The organism is Cellulomonas sp. P2_B4 (genome assembly GCF_056404795.1).
This window is the reverse complement of record NZ_JBFUDI010000009.1, coordinates 39,274-53,742: the sequence shown is the minus strand read 5'-3', so window position 1 is coordinate 53,742 and position 14,469 is coordinate 39,274. Positions and strand designations below refer to the sequence as shown.

11 protein-coding genes are annotated in these 14,469 nt (G+C 73.2%); 5 read left to right on the top strand and 6 right to left on the bottom strand.

Annotated features, from left to right (window positions below; genetic code table 11):
• Positions 1-46: 46 nt before the first annotated feature.
• A complete protein-coding gene (locus tag AC1DZC_RS15230; protein WP_477040690.1) occupies positions 47-565 on the top strand; it encodes a bacterial proteasome activator family protein in 519 nt (172 codons plus the stop codon).
• A 73-nt stretch (positions 566-638) separates the two neighbouring features.
• Here the strand turns inward: AC1DZC_RS15230 and AC1DZC_RS15225 are convergent, their stop codons facing one another.
• The 3 genes from AC1DZC_RS15225 to serS all read right to left on the bottom strand — a co-directional run bounded on the left by AC1DZC_RS15225 (position 639) and on the right by serS (position 3,669).
• Positions 639-1,508, bottom strand: coding sequence for an EamA family transporter (locus AC1DZC_RS15225; RefSeq protein WP_477040691.1), 870 nt, complete (start codon positions 1,506-1,508; stop codon positions 639-641).
• A gap of 71 nt (positions 1,509-1,579) precedes the next feature.
• A complete protein-coding gene (locus tag AC1DZC_RS15220; protein WP_477043863.1) occupies positions 1,580-2,389 on the bottom strand; it encodes an HAD family hydrolase in 810 nt (269 codons plus the stop codon).
• Positions 2,386-3,669, bottom strand: coding sequence for a serine--tRNA ligase (gene serS / locus AC1DZC_RS15215; RefSeq protein WP_477043862.1), 1,284 nt, complete (start codon positions 3,667-3,669; stop codon positions 2,386-2,388). Before serS ends, AC1DZC_RS15220 begins: the two co-directional genes overlap by 4 nt.
• Before the next feature lie 107 nt (positions 3,670-3,776).
• Between serS and AC1DZC_RS15210 the strand changes: the two genes are divergently transcribed.
• Positions 3,777-4,919, top strand: coding sequence for a diacylglycerol/lipid kinase family protein (locus AC1DZC_RS15210; protein ID WP_477040694.1), 1,143 nt, complete (start codon positions 3,777-3,779; stop codon positions 4,917-4,919).
• Positions 4,920-5,018: 99 nt separating this feature from the next.
• Positions 5,019-6,854, top strand: coding sequence for a M48 family metalloprotease (locus AC1DZC_RS15205; RefSeq protein WP_477043861.1), 1,836 nt, complete (start codon positions 5,019-5,021; stop codon positions 6,852-6,854).
• 2 nt (positions 6,855-6,856) lie between these two features.
• Here the strand turns inward: AC1DZC_RS15205 and pheA are convergent, their stop codons facing one another.
• Entirely contained in the window at positions 6,857-7,804 is a 948-nt protein-coding gene (pheA, locus tag AC1DZC_RS15200) for a prephenate dehydratase (RefSeq protein ID WP_477043860.1), read from the bottom strand.
• Positions 7,805-7,929: 125 nt separating this feature from the next.
• Here pheA and AC1DZC_RS15195 point away from each other — a divergent pair, with 125 nt between their 5' ends.
• Positions 7,930-10,338 (top strand): hypothetical protein, encoded by a 2,409-nt coding sequence (locus AC1DZC_RS15195; RefSeq protein ID WP_477043859.1) that lies wholly within the window; start codon positions 7,930-7,932, stop codon positions 10,336-10,338.
• 185 nt (positions 10,339-10,523) lie between these two features.
• On the opposite strand, the gene AC1DZC_RS15190 is transcribed toward AC1DZC_RS15195, so the two are convergent.
• Together AC1DZC_RS15190 and AC1DZC_RS15185 are read right to left on the bottom strand one after the other, a co-directional pair.
• On the bottom strand, positions 10,524-11,270 hold the full coding sequence (locus tag AC1DZC_RS15190; RefSeq protein ID WP_477040702.1) for a glycosyltransferase family 2 protein: 747 nt from the start codon (positions 11,268-11,270) through the stop codon (positions 10,524-10,526).
• Between the two features lie 347 nt (positions 11,271-11,617).
• Positions 11,618-12,442, bottom strand: a complete 825-nt coding sequence (locus AC1DZC_RS15185; RefSeq protein WP_477040698.1) for a DUF5926 family protein — start codon at positions 12,440-12,442, stop codon at positions 11,618-11,620.
• A 253-nt stretch (positions 12,443-12,695) separates the two neighbouring features.
• Between AC1DZC_RS15185 and pgm the strand changes: the two genes are divergently transcribed.
• Positions 12,696-14,369: a phosphoglucomutase (alpha-D-glucose-1,6-bisphosphate-dependent) gene (pgm, locus tag AC1DZC_RS15180; RefSeq protein ID WP_477043858.1), complete on the top strand. Its 1,674-nt coding sequence runs from the start codon at positions 12,696-12,698 to the stop codon at positions 14,367-14,369.
• Positions 14,370-14,469: the final 100 nt, after the last annotated feature.

Genomic DNA, 14,469 nt, shown 5'->3' with positions numbered 1-14,469 from the left:
GCCGCGAGCGGTGGGCGGATCCAGGTTCGTCGGACAGAATGCCCAGATGAGCGAGAGCGAGCCCCAGACCCCGCGCGTCGTCGTCGTGAGCCCGTCGGACGGGCCAGAGCCCGAGGATGCCCCCGAGGACATCGGCTCGCTGGTCGAGCAGCCCGCCAAGGTCATGCGGATCGGCACGATGATCAAGCAGCTTCTCGACGAGGTCCGCAGCGCCCCGCTGGACGACGCCGCCCGGATCCGGCTGGCCGAGATCCACGAGCGGTCGCTGCACGAGCTCGAGGAGGGGCTGTCGCCGGAGCTGGTCGACGAGCTGCACCGCATCACGCTCCCGTTCGTCGAGGACCAGGCGCCGTCGGACGCCGAGCTGCGGATCGCCCAGGCCCAGCTGGTCGGCTGGCTCGAGGGGCTGTTCCACGGGATCCAGACCGCGCTCGTGGTGCAGCAGATGGGCAACCAGGTCCAGGTGGGCGGCCCGCGTCGGCAGCTCCCCCCGGGCTCCCGCCCGCCGGGCATGCCGCTGGCGACGGAGGACGACCCGCAGCGCTCGACGGGCCAGTACCTCTAGAACTGTCCGTGCGTCCGGGCGCTCGCTGGCCCGGACGTTCGTGTCCGAGCGCCGGGTCGCCACGGTGTCGTGGTCAGGCGGGCGGCGGGGCCTCTTCGGAGGGGTCGTCCTCGCGGTCCAGCCCCGTCAGGACGATCGCGCCGCTCACCAGCAGCAGCCCGACCACCTCGAGCCCGTGCGGCACCTGCTGCAGGGCGACGGCACCGACCAGGGCCGCCATCGCGGGGAGCATCGCGAGCAGCACCGCGAAGGTCGCCGCGCGCACGCGGCGCAGGACCAGCTGCTCGATCGCGTAGGGGATCACCGACGAGCAGACCGCGATCGCGACGATGAGCAGCGCCAGCTGCCAGTCGTGCAGCACGGGCACGGCGCCGGCGGACAGGAACGGCGCGAAGACGACCGCGCCGGCCGCCATCGCGACGGACAGGCCCGTCACTCCCCCGGCCCGGCCGCGCGCGACCCGCCGTCCGAGCAGGATGTAGGCCGCCCAGCAGGCCGCCGCCAGGAAGATCGCGACGAGCCCGACCACGGCGTCCGAGCCGCCGGTCAGCGAGATGCCCGCCAGCAGGACCACCCCGAGCGCCGCGATCGCGATGCCGACGCGGTCGCGCCAGCCGTGGCCCGTGAACGCCGCGACGGCCACCGGGCCGAGGAACTCGATGGCGACCGCCGTGCCCAGAGGCAGGTGGTCGATCGCGATGTAGAAGGTCACGTTCATCGCCGCGAGCACGATGCCGAAGACGATCGCGGTGCGCAGCGCGGGCCACGTCCACAGACCTCGCGTCGACCACGGCCGGCGCCACAGCAGGAGGACGATCGCGGCCACGGAGACCCGGAGCCAGGCGACGGTGGCGGGGGTCAGCGTGCCGAACACGCGCACGGCCACCGCGGCGCCCAGGTACTGCGTCAGCCCGGACAGGGCGAACAGCAGCGGGGCGGGCACGGGGAAAGGCTAGGTCAGGCGGTCAAACCCGAGGGTCCGACGAGGGCCCGGAGGGATCGCGTCCGGCGTCGTCAGGCCACCAGGCTGCGCAGGACCGCGAGCGCGCCGTCGTCCTCGATGCTCCCGGTGACCTCGTCGGCGGCCAGGCGCGTGGTCTCGGGCGCATGACCCATGGCGACGCCGCGCGCCGCCCACCGCAGCATCTGGATGTCGTTGCTGCCGTCGCCGATCGCGACGGTCGAGTGGGGCTCGACGCCGAGCTCGCGCCGGATCTCCTCGAGCGCGCTGGCCTTGGAGACGCCGCCCGGCGTCAGGTCCAGCCACGCGCTCCAGCCGACCGCGTACTCGACCTCGTGCAGGCCGACCCGCGCGACGACCGCGTGGAAATCGTCGGGACTGCTGTTGGGGGCGCGGATGATGACGCGGGTCGCGGGCGTGTCGGTGAGCTCCTCGAACGAGACCCGCTCCAGCTCGCCCGACAGCTCGCCCTCGGGGAAGTCGCCGGAGACCCGGAACCCGACGCCGAGGTCCTCGACCGCGTAGAGCGCGTCGGGCAGCTCCATGACGATCGCGCGCAGGGCGGGGCCGGGGTCGAACGTGACCGTGCGCGTCACCTCGTAGCCGTGTGCGGTCGACGGGTCGATCCGCGCCGTCACCGCTCCGTTGGAGCAGACGACCCAGCCGTGCGAGAGCCCGAGCTCCGTCGCGACCGGGACGGCCGAGTGCACCCCGCGCCCGGTGGCCAGGACGATGTGCACCCCCGCGTCACGCAGGCGCCCGACCTCGTCGACGACGTCCGCGGAGATCACGCCGTCGTAGGTCATGAGCGTGCCGTCGACGTCGAGCGCTACGAGGCCGGTCGGCGTCGAGCGGGGCGTCATCGCACCGGCTCCAGCACCTCGAGGCCTCCGAGGTACGGCCGCAGCCCCACCGGGACGCGCACCGAGCCGTCCTCCAGCTGGTGGTTCTCCAGCAGGGCGACGAGCCAGCGGGTCGTCGCGAGCGTGCCGTTGAGGGTGGCGACGGGGCGCATCGACCCGTCGGCCGTGCGCTCGCGGACGCCCAGGCGGCGGGCCTGGAACGTCGTGCAGTTGGAGGTCGACGTGAGCTCCAGGAACCGCTGCTGGCTGGGCAGCCAGGCCTCGCAGTCGAACTTGCGCGCGGCGCTGGAGCCGAGGTCTCCGGCCGCGGTGTCGATCACGCGGTAGGGCAGCTCGGCCAGCGCGAGCATCTCCTCCTCCCACGCGAGGATGCGGCGGTGCTCGTCGGCGGCGTCCTCGATCGTCGTGTAGCTGAAGGCCTCGACCTTGTGGAACTGGTGGACGCGGATGATCCCGCGGGTGTCCTTGCCGTAGGACCCCGCCTCGCGCCGGTAGCAGGCCGACCAGCCCGCGTACCGCTTGGGGCCGTTCGACAGGTCCAGGATCTCGCCCGAGTGGTAGCCGGCCAGGGCGACCTCGCTGGTTCCGACGAGGTACAGGTCGTCGGCCTCCAGGTGGTAGATCTCGTCGGCGTGGGCGCCCAGGAACCCGGTGCCGGCCATGATCTCGGGCTTGACCAGCGTCGGGGTGATCACGGGCGTGAACCCGGCGCTCAGCGCCTTGTCGACCGCCGCGTTCAGCAGCGCCAGCTCGAGCCGCGCACCGATCCCGGTCAGGTAGTAGAACCGCGCGCCGGACACCTTGGCGCCCCGGACGGTGTCGATGGCCTGGAGCCCCTCGCCCAGCGACAGGTGGTCCTGGACGACGAAGTCGGGTCCGTACTCGGCGGCGAAGTCGCGGCCCTCGCCGACGTGCTTGAGCACGACGTAGTCGTCCTCACCACCGACGGGGACGCCCTCCTCGACGACGTTCGAGATCTTCCGGCTCAGCTCGGTGGCCAAGGCCTCGGCGGTGTCGGCGTCGGCCTGCAGCGCCTTGACCTGCTCGGCGAGCTGCTTGCCGCGCGAGAGCAGCGCCTGCTTCTCGTCGCCCTGGGACTGCGCGACCTGCTTGCCGAGGGACTTCTGCTCGGCGCGCAGCGTCTCGAACTCGGTGAGCGCGGAGCGTCGTCGCGCGTCGGCGTCGAGCACCTGGTCGACCAGGTGGGGGTCGTCGCCACGCGCCGCCTGGCTCGCCCGGACGACGTCAGGATCCTCCCGCAGGAGCCTCAGATCGATCACCCCCCGACCCTACCGACCCTCGGCGGAAGCCCCCGACCGCATTCCACAGAGGGGCCGCGCCGGGTATCCGCTGATGCATCCGGCCTGCGGGGCCGTAGATTCTGCCCATGACATGGCAGGCCTGGGTCGGGGTGAGCCTGGGCATCGCCGTGCTCGCGGCGCTGCTCCTCGTCCTGGCGCTCTGGCTGCGCAAGAAGGAGCTGCGCCGACGGATCGAGTCGCCCCGCGCGAGCGCCCACCGACGAGCCCTCCAGCTCGCCCGTGACGTCGAGGCGAAGGGCCAGCTCGTGGCCTTCGTCGCCAATCCGTCCAAACCCGACGTGGCACTGCTCAAGGCGGCGATCGAGCGCAGCCGCCGCGAGCGGAACCTGCAGGAGCCGCTCTGGTACGAGACGACGATCGCCGACCCGGGCATCGGGCAGGCCCGCAAGGCCGTGGCCGAGGGCGCGGACGTCGTCGTCGCGATCGGCGGCGACGGGACCGTGCGCGCGGTCGCCGAGGGCCTGGTCGGCACGGGGATCCCGATGGGCCTGATGCCGCTGGGCACCGGGAACCTGCTGGCCCGCAACCTCGACCTGCCGCTCAGCGACCCCCTCGAGGCCATGCGGATCGCCCTCGACGGCCGCGACCGGACCATCGACGTCGGCTGGCTCAAGGTGATCACCTGGGAGTCCGAGGTCGACGGCGGCACCGCGAACCCGGAGACCGAGGCGCTGCGCGACTACCTGTTCCTCGTCATCGCCGGCCTGGGCTTCGACGCCGCGATGGTGGCCGACACCGACGAGCAGCTCAAGCGTCGCGTCGGCTGGATCGCGTACTTCGTCGCCGGCTTCAAGCACCTCCACGGCCGGCGGACCCGCATGCACCTGCGGCTCGACGACCAGCCCATGTCGTCCGCCCGCCTGCGCAGCCTGCTGATCGGCAACTGCGGCAAGCTGCCCGGCGGCATCACGCTCCTGCCCGACGCGGTCCTCGACGACGGCTGGCTCGACATCGCCGCGATCGACACGCGCGCGGGCATCGCCGGATGGGCGCAGCTGTGGGGCGAGGTCATGATGCAGGGCGTGGGCGTCCGCAACGACCTGCCCGCCAAGATCGGCCGCATCGACCACACCCGTGCGCAGGAGGTGCGGCTCGTGGTCCAGGGCGGCGAGCACGTGCAGGTGGACGGCGACGTGGTCGGACGCGTGGCCGAGCTCAGCGCCCGTGTCGACCCTGGGGCGCTCGTCGTGCGGGTGGCGTCGATCTAGAGGCGGTCACCCGACCGGCCGATGGTCCCGGGTCGGCGTGTGTCGCTACGCTCCGCCGCACAGGTCCGCGCACAGCGGCCGATCAGGGGGGCACTCTTCATGACCACGACGCTGCGCGCCGCGACCGCGGTCGTCATGCTCGCCGGCTTCTACCTCGTCGCGTTCGGCCTGCTCGGCCTGATGGTCTGGTGGAGCCTGTGGTTCTTCCGGAACGACGAGGAGGTCAACGGCTCCAAGCTGGCGATCGCCGCGGTGTTCGTCGCGATCTCGATCGTCATCGCGCTCTGGAAGGTGGCCCGCGCACGCCCCGAGGCACCGACGGGCCCGACGCTCTCGGAGTCAGACGCCCCGACGCTCTGGGCCACCGTGCGCGAGCTCGCCACCGTCGCCGACACGCGCGTCCCCGACGAGATCCGCCTCGCGCCCGACGTGAACGCCGCGGTGTCGGAGGAGACCCGCCTCCTGGGCCTCGTCGGCGGACGGAGAACGCTCTACCTCGGCATCCCGCTCGTCCAGGTCCTCGACGTCGGGCAGCTGCGGTCGGTCATCGCGCACGAGCTCGGGCACTACTCGCGCAGCCACACGCGCCTCGGCCCGCTCACGTACCGAGGACGGCAGGCCATCGGCGCCACGGTCGAGCAGCTCGAGGGCAACCTCGTCGGCATCGTCCTGAAGCAGTACGCCAAGCTCTACCTGGTCGTCGGGGCGGCGGTGAACCGTCGCCAGGAGCTCGAGGCGGACCAGCTCTCCGTGCAGGTGGCGGGCCGGGCGACGGCCCAGAGCGCCCTGCGCGAGATCCCGTTGGCCGACGCCGCATGGAACTTCTACCTCGGCAGCTACGTCGACATGGGCTGGGAGACGGGGTACGCGCCGACGGCAGAGGCGTTCTTCGGCGGCTTCGGCGAGCTCCTCGTCGGCCGCGCCGACGAGCTCGAGACCATGCGCGCCGACGCACCGCCCGCAGAGCAGTCCCGCTGGGACTCCCACCCGTCGATCGCGGCGCGCGTCGCGGCGATGGAGACCATGCCGGATCCCGCACCGCTGCGGGACTCCCGGCCCGCCACGGCGCTGGTCGACAACTTCGACCGGCACGCGGCGGCGGTCGCGCAGCACGTGCTCAAGGTCGAGAACCGCACCCAGCTCGAGTGGTCCGAGCTCACGGCCCGCGCGCTCGCCGAGGAGCGCCAGCGGACGGTCGACGTCGTCTTCCGTGGTGCCGCGCGCGTCGCGGGTGAGCCACGGGGCAGCCTCGCCACGCTCCTCGACGTCGTCGAGTCCGGGCAGCAGGTCGCCCTGGGCGCGGAGATCGGCGTCGACGACCTGACGGACGCGCTGCGGGTCGCGATCAGCGGCTCGCTGGTGACCTCAGGTGCCGCGCACTGGCAGCACTCGTGGAGCGGCCCCGCGACACTCGCGGACGCCGCCGGTGCGGAGATCGACGTCGCCCCGCTGGTCGCCCTGGCCGCCGACCCCGCCACCGTGCCGACGGCTCGGACGCGGCTGGGCGAGCTCGGAGTCGACGTCGACTCCGTGGTCCAGGTGGCCGAGAAGGCGACCGCCCACGGCGGCGAGGTCGTCGGCGGCATCGCGAGCATGAAGGTGGACGGAGCAAAGCTGGACGTTCTGGTGCTCGACAACGGCCTGCTCCTGGTGCCCATCCCCGCCGGCAAGTCAGGGTCGGGCAAGGACCGCATGATCACGGTGCTGCGGTCGGGCTCCGTCGTGCAGCTCGCTGCGTACCACCGGTTCGTGCCGTTCGACGAGCTCGCGACGGCGGTCGTGCACAAGGAGATTCCGGTGAAGCTGAGTCTCGAGTTCCGTGACGGCAGCACCATGGAGCTCCAGGAGGCGTGGACCGGCGACACGCTCAGCAAGGACAGCGGCAAGCAGCTCATCGCCCACGTGCGGGCCTACGCAGCCCGACCCGTCGGCTGACCTCAGGTCGTCGTGCCCTCCCGCAGGGCGTTCAGCCAGGCGCGGGCGCCGACGAAGTCCTCGTCGGCGGTGCCCAGGTGCACGGTCGGCGCGACGGCGTCCGCGCGCGGGTAGGAGCCGAGGAACAGCACGTACGGGCACCGACGACGCAGCCCCATGACGGCCTCGCCGACGCGCTCGTCGGTGATGTGACCTTCCGCGTCGATGGAGAACGAGTACCGGCCGAGCGAGTCGCCGATCGGGCGCGACTCGATCCGGGAGAGGTTCACGCCCCGGACCGCGAACTGCTCGAGCATCGCGAGCAGGGCGCCGGCCTCGTTGTCGGGCAGGTGCACGACGAGCGTCGTCTTGTCGGCACCCGTGGGCGGCGGCACCGTCCCGGGACGTCCGACGACGACGAACCGGGTCTGCGCGGACGGGTTGTCGGCGATGTGCTCAGCCAGCGGCACCAGGCCGTACGAGTCGACGGCTGCCGGAGGCACCAGGGCGGCGTCGAAGCTCAGCGACGTCTCGCCCGACGCGATCAGGGCCGCGGGCGCGGTGTTGGAGGTCGCCGGTACGTGCACGACGCCCGGCAGGTGTGCGGCGAGCCAGTGCCGGGTCTGGACCCAGGCGTGCGGGTGCGCGGAGATCCGGCGCACGTCCGCGAGCGCGACGCCCGGCGCGGCCGCGAGCGTGAACTGCACCGGGACCAGCACCTCGCGCAGGATCACCAGCGGGGTGCCGGCCGCCAGGCTGTCGAGAGTGGCGGTGACCCCGCCCTCGACCGTGCTCTCGATCGCCACGACGGCGAAGTCGGCGGCGCCCGTGCGTACGGCCTCGATCGCGGAGGCGACGTCGGACACCGGCAGGTCGATGCACTCGTCGGCGGCGACCACCTGGCGCAGGGCGGCCTCGGTGAACGTGCCGGCCGGCCCGAGGTAGGCGTACCGCGGCAGCGCGTCCGTCATGAGTCGTCCTCCGTCTTCGTCGGCGCATGTCGACGCATGTCGACGCCGTGCAGATGTGGTGCACGCTGCATCGATACGACACGGCTGCGCCCGGGTCGAGGGTAGTGCGCCCGTAGGCTGGAACGGTGCCGACCCCTGTCCTCCTGCGCGCGCCGCTGTGGCGTCGACTCACGGGTCGGCTGCTGCCCGCACTGGTGCTCGTCCTTGTCGCCGGTGTCGCCGCCCTGACGTTCGCGACGCCCGCGCAGGCGGCCCCGGCACCGTCGGCACCCGCCACCGAGCCCGCCGCCCCCGTCCTGCTCGTGGGCGTGACCGGCCTGCGCTGGGACGACGTCACCACGCTGACGACGCCCGCGCTGTGGAACCTGTCGCGCGAGGGGGCCATCGGGCTGGTGGCCGCCCGGAGCGTGGCCGCGAGGTCCTGCCCCGTCGACGGGTGGCTCGTCGTCTCGACCGGCACGCGCGCCGCGGACGCACCCGCTGCCGACCGCACCTGCCGCACGCTGCGCGGCCCGGCCGCCGACGGCGTCGTGCCCGGCTGGACGGACTACGTCGACGCCGCCGCGAACGAGTCGTACGGCGCCGAGCCCGGGATGCTCGGCGACGTCCTGTCCGCCGCCGGCACGCCGGTCACGGGCCTGGGTCCGGGCGCCGCGATCGCGCTGGCCGACAGCACGGGTCACGTCGTGGGTACCCACGCGGGCGTCCCCACGACCGCGTCAGGGATCACCCGGGCGGTCCGCGACGCGCTGTCGGCCTCCACCCTCGTCGTCCTGGACGGCGGCTCGATCCGGGACCCTGGCTTCGCCACGACCAGCCGGCCGGAGCCCGCGGCCACGGAGCAGCCGATGCCCGAGCTGCCCGGCGTCGTCGAGCCCGAGCCCGAGGTCACCGGTCCCGACGCGATCACCGAGCCCACGCGCGCGTCGCAGGTGCAGGCGATGGACGACCGGATCGGCGCCGCGCTGATCGGTGCGCGCAAGTCCGGGGCGACGGTGCTCGTCGTGTCGCTGGCGGACTCCGGCCGCGCGACGCTCCAGCTCGCCGCCGCCACGGGCACCGCGCCGAACGGCGCCGAGTACTCCGAGGACCTGCTGACCTCGGGCTCCACCCGGCAGAAGGGACTCGTGCAGTCCGTCGACGTCACCCCGACGCTCCTCGACGGCATCGGGCTCGACGACGCCGCGGCCGCCCTGACCGGCGCCGAGATGCTGCCCACGTCCGGCCCGGCCACCGCGACCGGCCGGCTCGCGTACCTCATCGACATGCAGCGGCACGCGTCCCTCATCGGCCGGCTGAGCGCCGCGTACTCGACCCGACTCGTGCTGGTCCAGGCGGTCCTGTTCCTCGCCGCGGCCGTGATCCTGACCCGCAAGGGCCGGTCGGACAAGGCACCGCTGCGCCCCGCGCTGCGGGTGCTCTGGGTCGGCGCGGTGGCCCTCGCCGCCGCGCCCGTCGCATCGTTCCTGACCAACGTGGTGCCCTGGTGGCGCTCCGACCGACCCGTCACCTCGTTCTGGTGGACGCTGATCGGCTGGATCGCGCTGATCACCGTCGCGGCCCTCGTCGGACCCTGGCGCAAGAATCTCCTGGGCCCCGCGGGTCTCGTCTCCGGCGTCACGGTCGCAGTGCTCGTGATCGACGCCTGCACGGGGTCGACGCTCGTCATCGACTCACCGATGGGCGCGCACCGGCTGCTCGCCGCGCGGTTCTACGGGATGAGCAACCAGGCGTTCGCGCTGCTCACGGCCGGCGGGCTGCTGCTGGCGGTCGCGGTCGCGGACCCGCTGCTGAGGCGTGGCCGGCGACGGCTCGCCACGTGGTTCGTCGCGCTGCTGGGTCTGCTGCTCGTCGTCGTCGACGGAACGCCCGGCCTGGGCAGCGACTTCGGCGGCCCGCCCGCGCTGATCCTCGCCTTCGCGATGCTGACGATCGTCGTCAGCGGCCGGAAGGTGAACTGGAAGACGCTGGCCCTGATCGCCGTGGTCGGCGTCGCGGTCGTCGCCGGCTTCGCGGTCCTCGACTGGCTGCGGCCGCCCGAGGCCCGCACGCACCTCGGCCGGTTCTTCGCCACGGTGCTCGACGGCGGGCTCTGGGACGTCGTCGGCCGCAAGATCTCCGTCAACCTGCGCGTGCTGACGTCGTGGCGCTACCTCGTGCTGGCGATCGGCGGCGTGGCCCTGACCTGGCTCGTGATCGCCGGCGGGCGCCCGCGTCGCGGTTCGCTGATGGGTACCGGCGGCTCCATGGCCGGGCTGCGTCAGGCCGTCCCGTTGCTGCGGCCCGCGGTCGCCGCGATCGCTGCCGCCCTGGGCGTCGGGTTCCTCATGAACGACTCCGGCATCGTCGTCCCGGCCACCGGCATCGCGCTCGCGGTGCCCTGCCTCGTCGCCGCCGCGGCCCAGTGGCGGCTGGGCGCTCCGGAGGGCACGGTTCCCGACGAGGTCACGGCGCCACCCTCGGAGCCCGCGCCACCGGAGCCGACGCCCGCCGATCCGGCACCCGTCGCGCCGGCACCCGCGCCCGCACCCTGACCCGACGTCCGCACCTCTACGTGCGGACGCTCACTTCCCCCAACGTCCGCGTCTGTGTGCCCTATGGCAACCACATGTGCGGACGTTGAGCTCGCTTCCCAGCAACGTCCGCGCACGTGTGGCCTGTAGCGGCCACGTGTGCGGACGTTGCGGGTCTCGTGGGCCGGTGGCCCGCTCCGCGCGGGTCAGCGGTGGGTCTGCGGGGGGCGCGGGCTCGGGGTGACGGTGCGCTTCACGGCACCGGCGGCGCGGCGTACCCGACGCGCGTTCACGGCGAGCTGGACGTCGCGGTACTGCGCGGCGCGGTGCACCTGACCCTTGAAGTCGCTCCCCGACGGTCGGTGCCGCAGCTCGCACGGCACCTCGATGACGCGGAAGCCCGCGCGCAGCAGGTCGATCGTCATGCCGGTCTCGACGCCCCACCCGCGGGCCAGCGGCGTCGCCGCCTCGAACGCCGCGCGGGTCAGGCAACGCATGCCCGACAGGGGCTGCGTCGGGGTCCACCCCGTCATCGACGCGATAGCGCGCCTCGCGGCACCGACGACGATCCCCTTGCCGCCTGCGCCCGGCTGCGGGGGCAGCAGCGCGATCGCCAGGTCGGCGTGACCCTCGAACACCGGCGGGACCAGCGGCGCCGTGTTGACGGCCGTCTCGCCCAGGTCGCCGTCGATGAAGAGCAGGATGCGCGGCTGGCGGTCGGGGGCGTCCCGCATCGCGACGACCGCCGCGCCCGTCTCCATGGCCGCCGCCTTGCCGCGGTTGTGCGAGTGCCGGACGACCACCGCACCGGCCTCACGGGCCACGTGCTGGGTGTCGTCCTCCGAGCCGTCGTCGACGACGAGGACCAGGTCGACGTGCGGGATCGCGCGCGCCGAGCGGACCGTCGCGGCGATCCGTCGCGACTCGTCCTTCGCCGGGATGATCACCGCCACGCGCTGGCGAGCCTTGTGCGCCGCCGCCTTGCGCGCGTCGGTCGCGGCCTTACGGGCGTCGCTGACGGGCGGCGAGGTGGGCTGCGTGGGCGCGTCGGCGGAGACGTCGATGGTTGCGTCGGCCGGGGTTTCCTGGGGTACGTCGGCCGAGGTCACCGGAGCGTCTGGCTCGCCGTCGGCGGCTGCACCTATCGCGGCCTCGGCCGTTGTCTCGGCCCGCACGGCGTCTTCCGCCTTTGCTTCAGCGGAGCTACCGCCCTTGCGCGTCACACGCCTCACCCTATCCACCGTTGCCGGTCGGGGCCGGACCCTGGGCGCCGGGTCGGGCGCCCGTTCACTCGCTGGAGTCAGCGCAGCGTGACCTGGCGGGCGACGAGGCCGGCGCGGGCCCGGCGCGCGTTCGCGTCCAGGGGCGTGGTGTCGGCGATCGCGGCCAGGAACTTGTCCTTGAACGCCGCCAGCGGCGCCTCGACGTCCTCGGCCTCGGAGCCCTTGGCCAGCTCCCACACCGGGACGACGAGCCCGCTGGAGCGGAAGTAGCCGACGAACTTGGCACCCTCGAACCCGGACTCGCGGGCGCCGTGCAGACGCGCGAGACCGTCCAGGACCACCTGCTCCTCGAGCGGCTGCGCCCAGCGCAGGAACTCGCGGGCGCCCATCCGGCACCAGTACGCGGCCTCGGCGGCATCGAGCTTCTTGGTGTCGATGATGCCGGCGTCGGCCTCCTCGATCGCGGCCACCAGGTCCGGCGTGCGCTCGGTCTCGGGGTCGAGCCAGTAGCCGAACGACTCCTCGATGGTGACGACGAACGGCACGGAGAGGTCGAGCACGTCCTGCAGACGCGGGCCGGGCTCGGGCAGACCGATCGTCTCGACGGCCGTGCCGGGCTCGGAGTCGATGGCCTCGAGCAGCGCGTGCGCCAGGTCGCGGCTGGTGTCGCCCGAGCTGCTGACGGTCTGCAGGGCCAGCAGGATCGTGCCGTCGGCGCGGTGCAGCGCCGGCCAGCTCGTGGGCAGGACCGTCGTGATCAGCACGTCGACGGCGCCGTGCTCCTTGGTGGTGCGCGCGGTGGCGGTCGCCGCCGGGACGAGCTCCTTCAGCGCGACCCAGTCGGGCTCACCGGGGAGCCCCTCGAACGGGCGCAGCACGAAGTTCGTCGAGTTCTTGACCATGCGCACCAGGCTACCGGCGCCGTCCGTGTCGACCGAACGGTCGCCGCCGGCCTCGTCGTCCCGGACGTCCGAGCAGATGTCGGTCAGGACCCACTTCTGCTCGGACGCTGCAGCATGCCGTCGCGACGTCCGCGCCGATGTGGGTCGGGGACGACTTCTGCTCGGACGGCTGGACGGGTGTCGAGCGGTCCATCGCCGACGAAATCGCAGGTCGAGGGGTGCGCACGCCCCGCGCGTGGGGGAGTATCGGGGCATGGACCCGCGCGCCGGAACACTCGCCCAGCCGTCCGACCTCGTCGACCTGGACGCCCTCGTCGGCGCGTACTACGACCGAGAGCCCGACCTGGACGATCCGGCCCAGCGCGTGGCGTTCGGCACGAGCGGGCACCGGGGCTCGGCGCTGGACACCGCGTTCAACGAGGCGCACATCGTCGCGATCACGGCGGCGATCGTCGAGTACCGGCGCGGCCAGGGCACCGACGGCCCGCTTTTCATCGGCCGCGACACGCACGCCCTGTCCGCGCCCGCGTGGAAGTCGGCGCTCGAGGTGCTCGCGGCCGCAGGCGTCGAGGTGCACATCGACGCGCGCGACTCCTTCACGCCGACGCCCGCGGTCTCCCACGCGATCCTGCGGCACAACGGCGCGGGCACGTCCGAGGGCGTACGGACCCAGGGGCCTGGGCTGGCCGACGGCATCGTCGTGACCCCGTCGCACAACCCGCCCCGCGACGGCGGCTTCAAGTACAACCCTCCGCACGGCGGACCGGCCGGCTCCGACGCGACCGGCTGGATCGCGGACCGCGCCAACGAGATCCTCAGCACGGGGTACCGCAACGTCCGGCGTGTCTCGATCAGCCAGGCGCTCGCGGCCGACACCACGCTGCGGCACGACTTCCTCTCGTCGTACGTCGCGGACCTGGCCAACGTCATCGACGTCGAGGCGATCCGGACCTCGGGCGTGCGGATCGGCGCGGACCCGCTGGGCGGTGCGTCGGTGGAGTACTGGGGCGCGATCGGCGAGCACTACGGCCTGGACCTGACGGTCGTGAACCCGACCGTCGACCCGCGCTGGGCGTTCATGACGCTCGACTGGGACGGCAAGATCCGGATGGACTGCTCGTCGCCGTACGCGATGGCCTCGCTGGTCACGCGGATGGCGGGMGACCCGGCGCCGTTCGACATCGCGACCGGCAACGACGCCGACTCCGACCGGCACGGCATCGTCACGGCCGACGGGCTGATGAACCCGAACCACTACCTCGCGGTGGCCATCAACTACCTCTACGGCGGCGCGCGCCCCGGCTGGCAGACCGGCACCGCGATCGGCAAGACCCTCGTCTCGTCGAGCCTGATCGACCGGGTCGCGGGCAAGCTCGGCGCGCGGCTGCTCGAGGTCCCCGTCGGGTTCAAGTGGTTCGTGCCCGGCCTTGTCGACGGGTCCGTCGGGTTCGGCGGCGAGGAGTCCGCGGGTGCGTCGTTCCTGCGCACGGACGGCACCGTGTGGACCACCGACAAGGACGGCATGCTGCCCGCGCTGCTGGCCTCGGAGATCCTCGCGACGACCGGTCGCTCCCCCTCCGAGCACCACCGCGACCTCGTCGCCGAGTTCGGCGAGTCCTGGTACGCCCGGGTCGACGCCGTCGCGTCCCGTGAGGAGAAGGCCACCCTGGCGGCCCTCACCCCGTCGCAGGTCACCGCGACCACGCTGGCCGGCGAGGAGATCACGGCCCGGCTGACCGAGGCGCCGGGCAACGGCGCGTCCATCGGCGGCCTGAAGGTCACGACGCAGAACGCGTGGTTCGCCGCCCGGCCGTCCGGCACCGAGGACGTCTACAAGATCTACGCCGAGTCGTTCGTCTCCGCCGAGCACCTGGCACAGGTCCAGGCCGAGGCGAAGGACGTGGTCTCGGCGGCCCTCGGCGCGTAGCCCGTCGTCGAGATCGAACCCGCGCCGCGAGATCGGCACGTCACGCACGCGATCTCGCGGCACAGGGTCGATCTCGTGGAGCGTGCGAACGCGGCAGCTG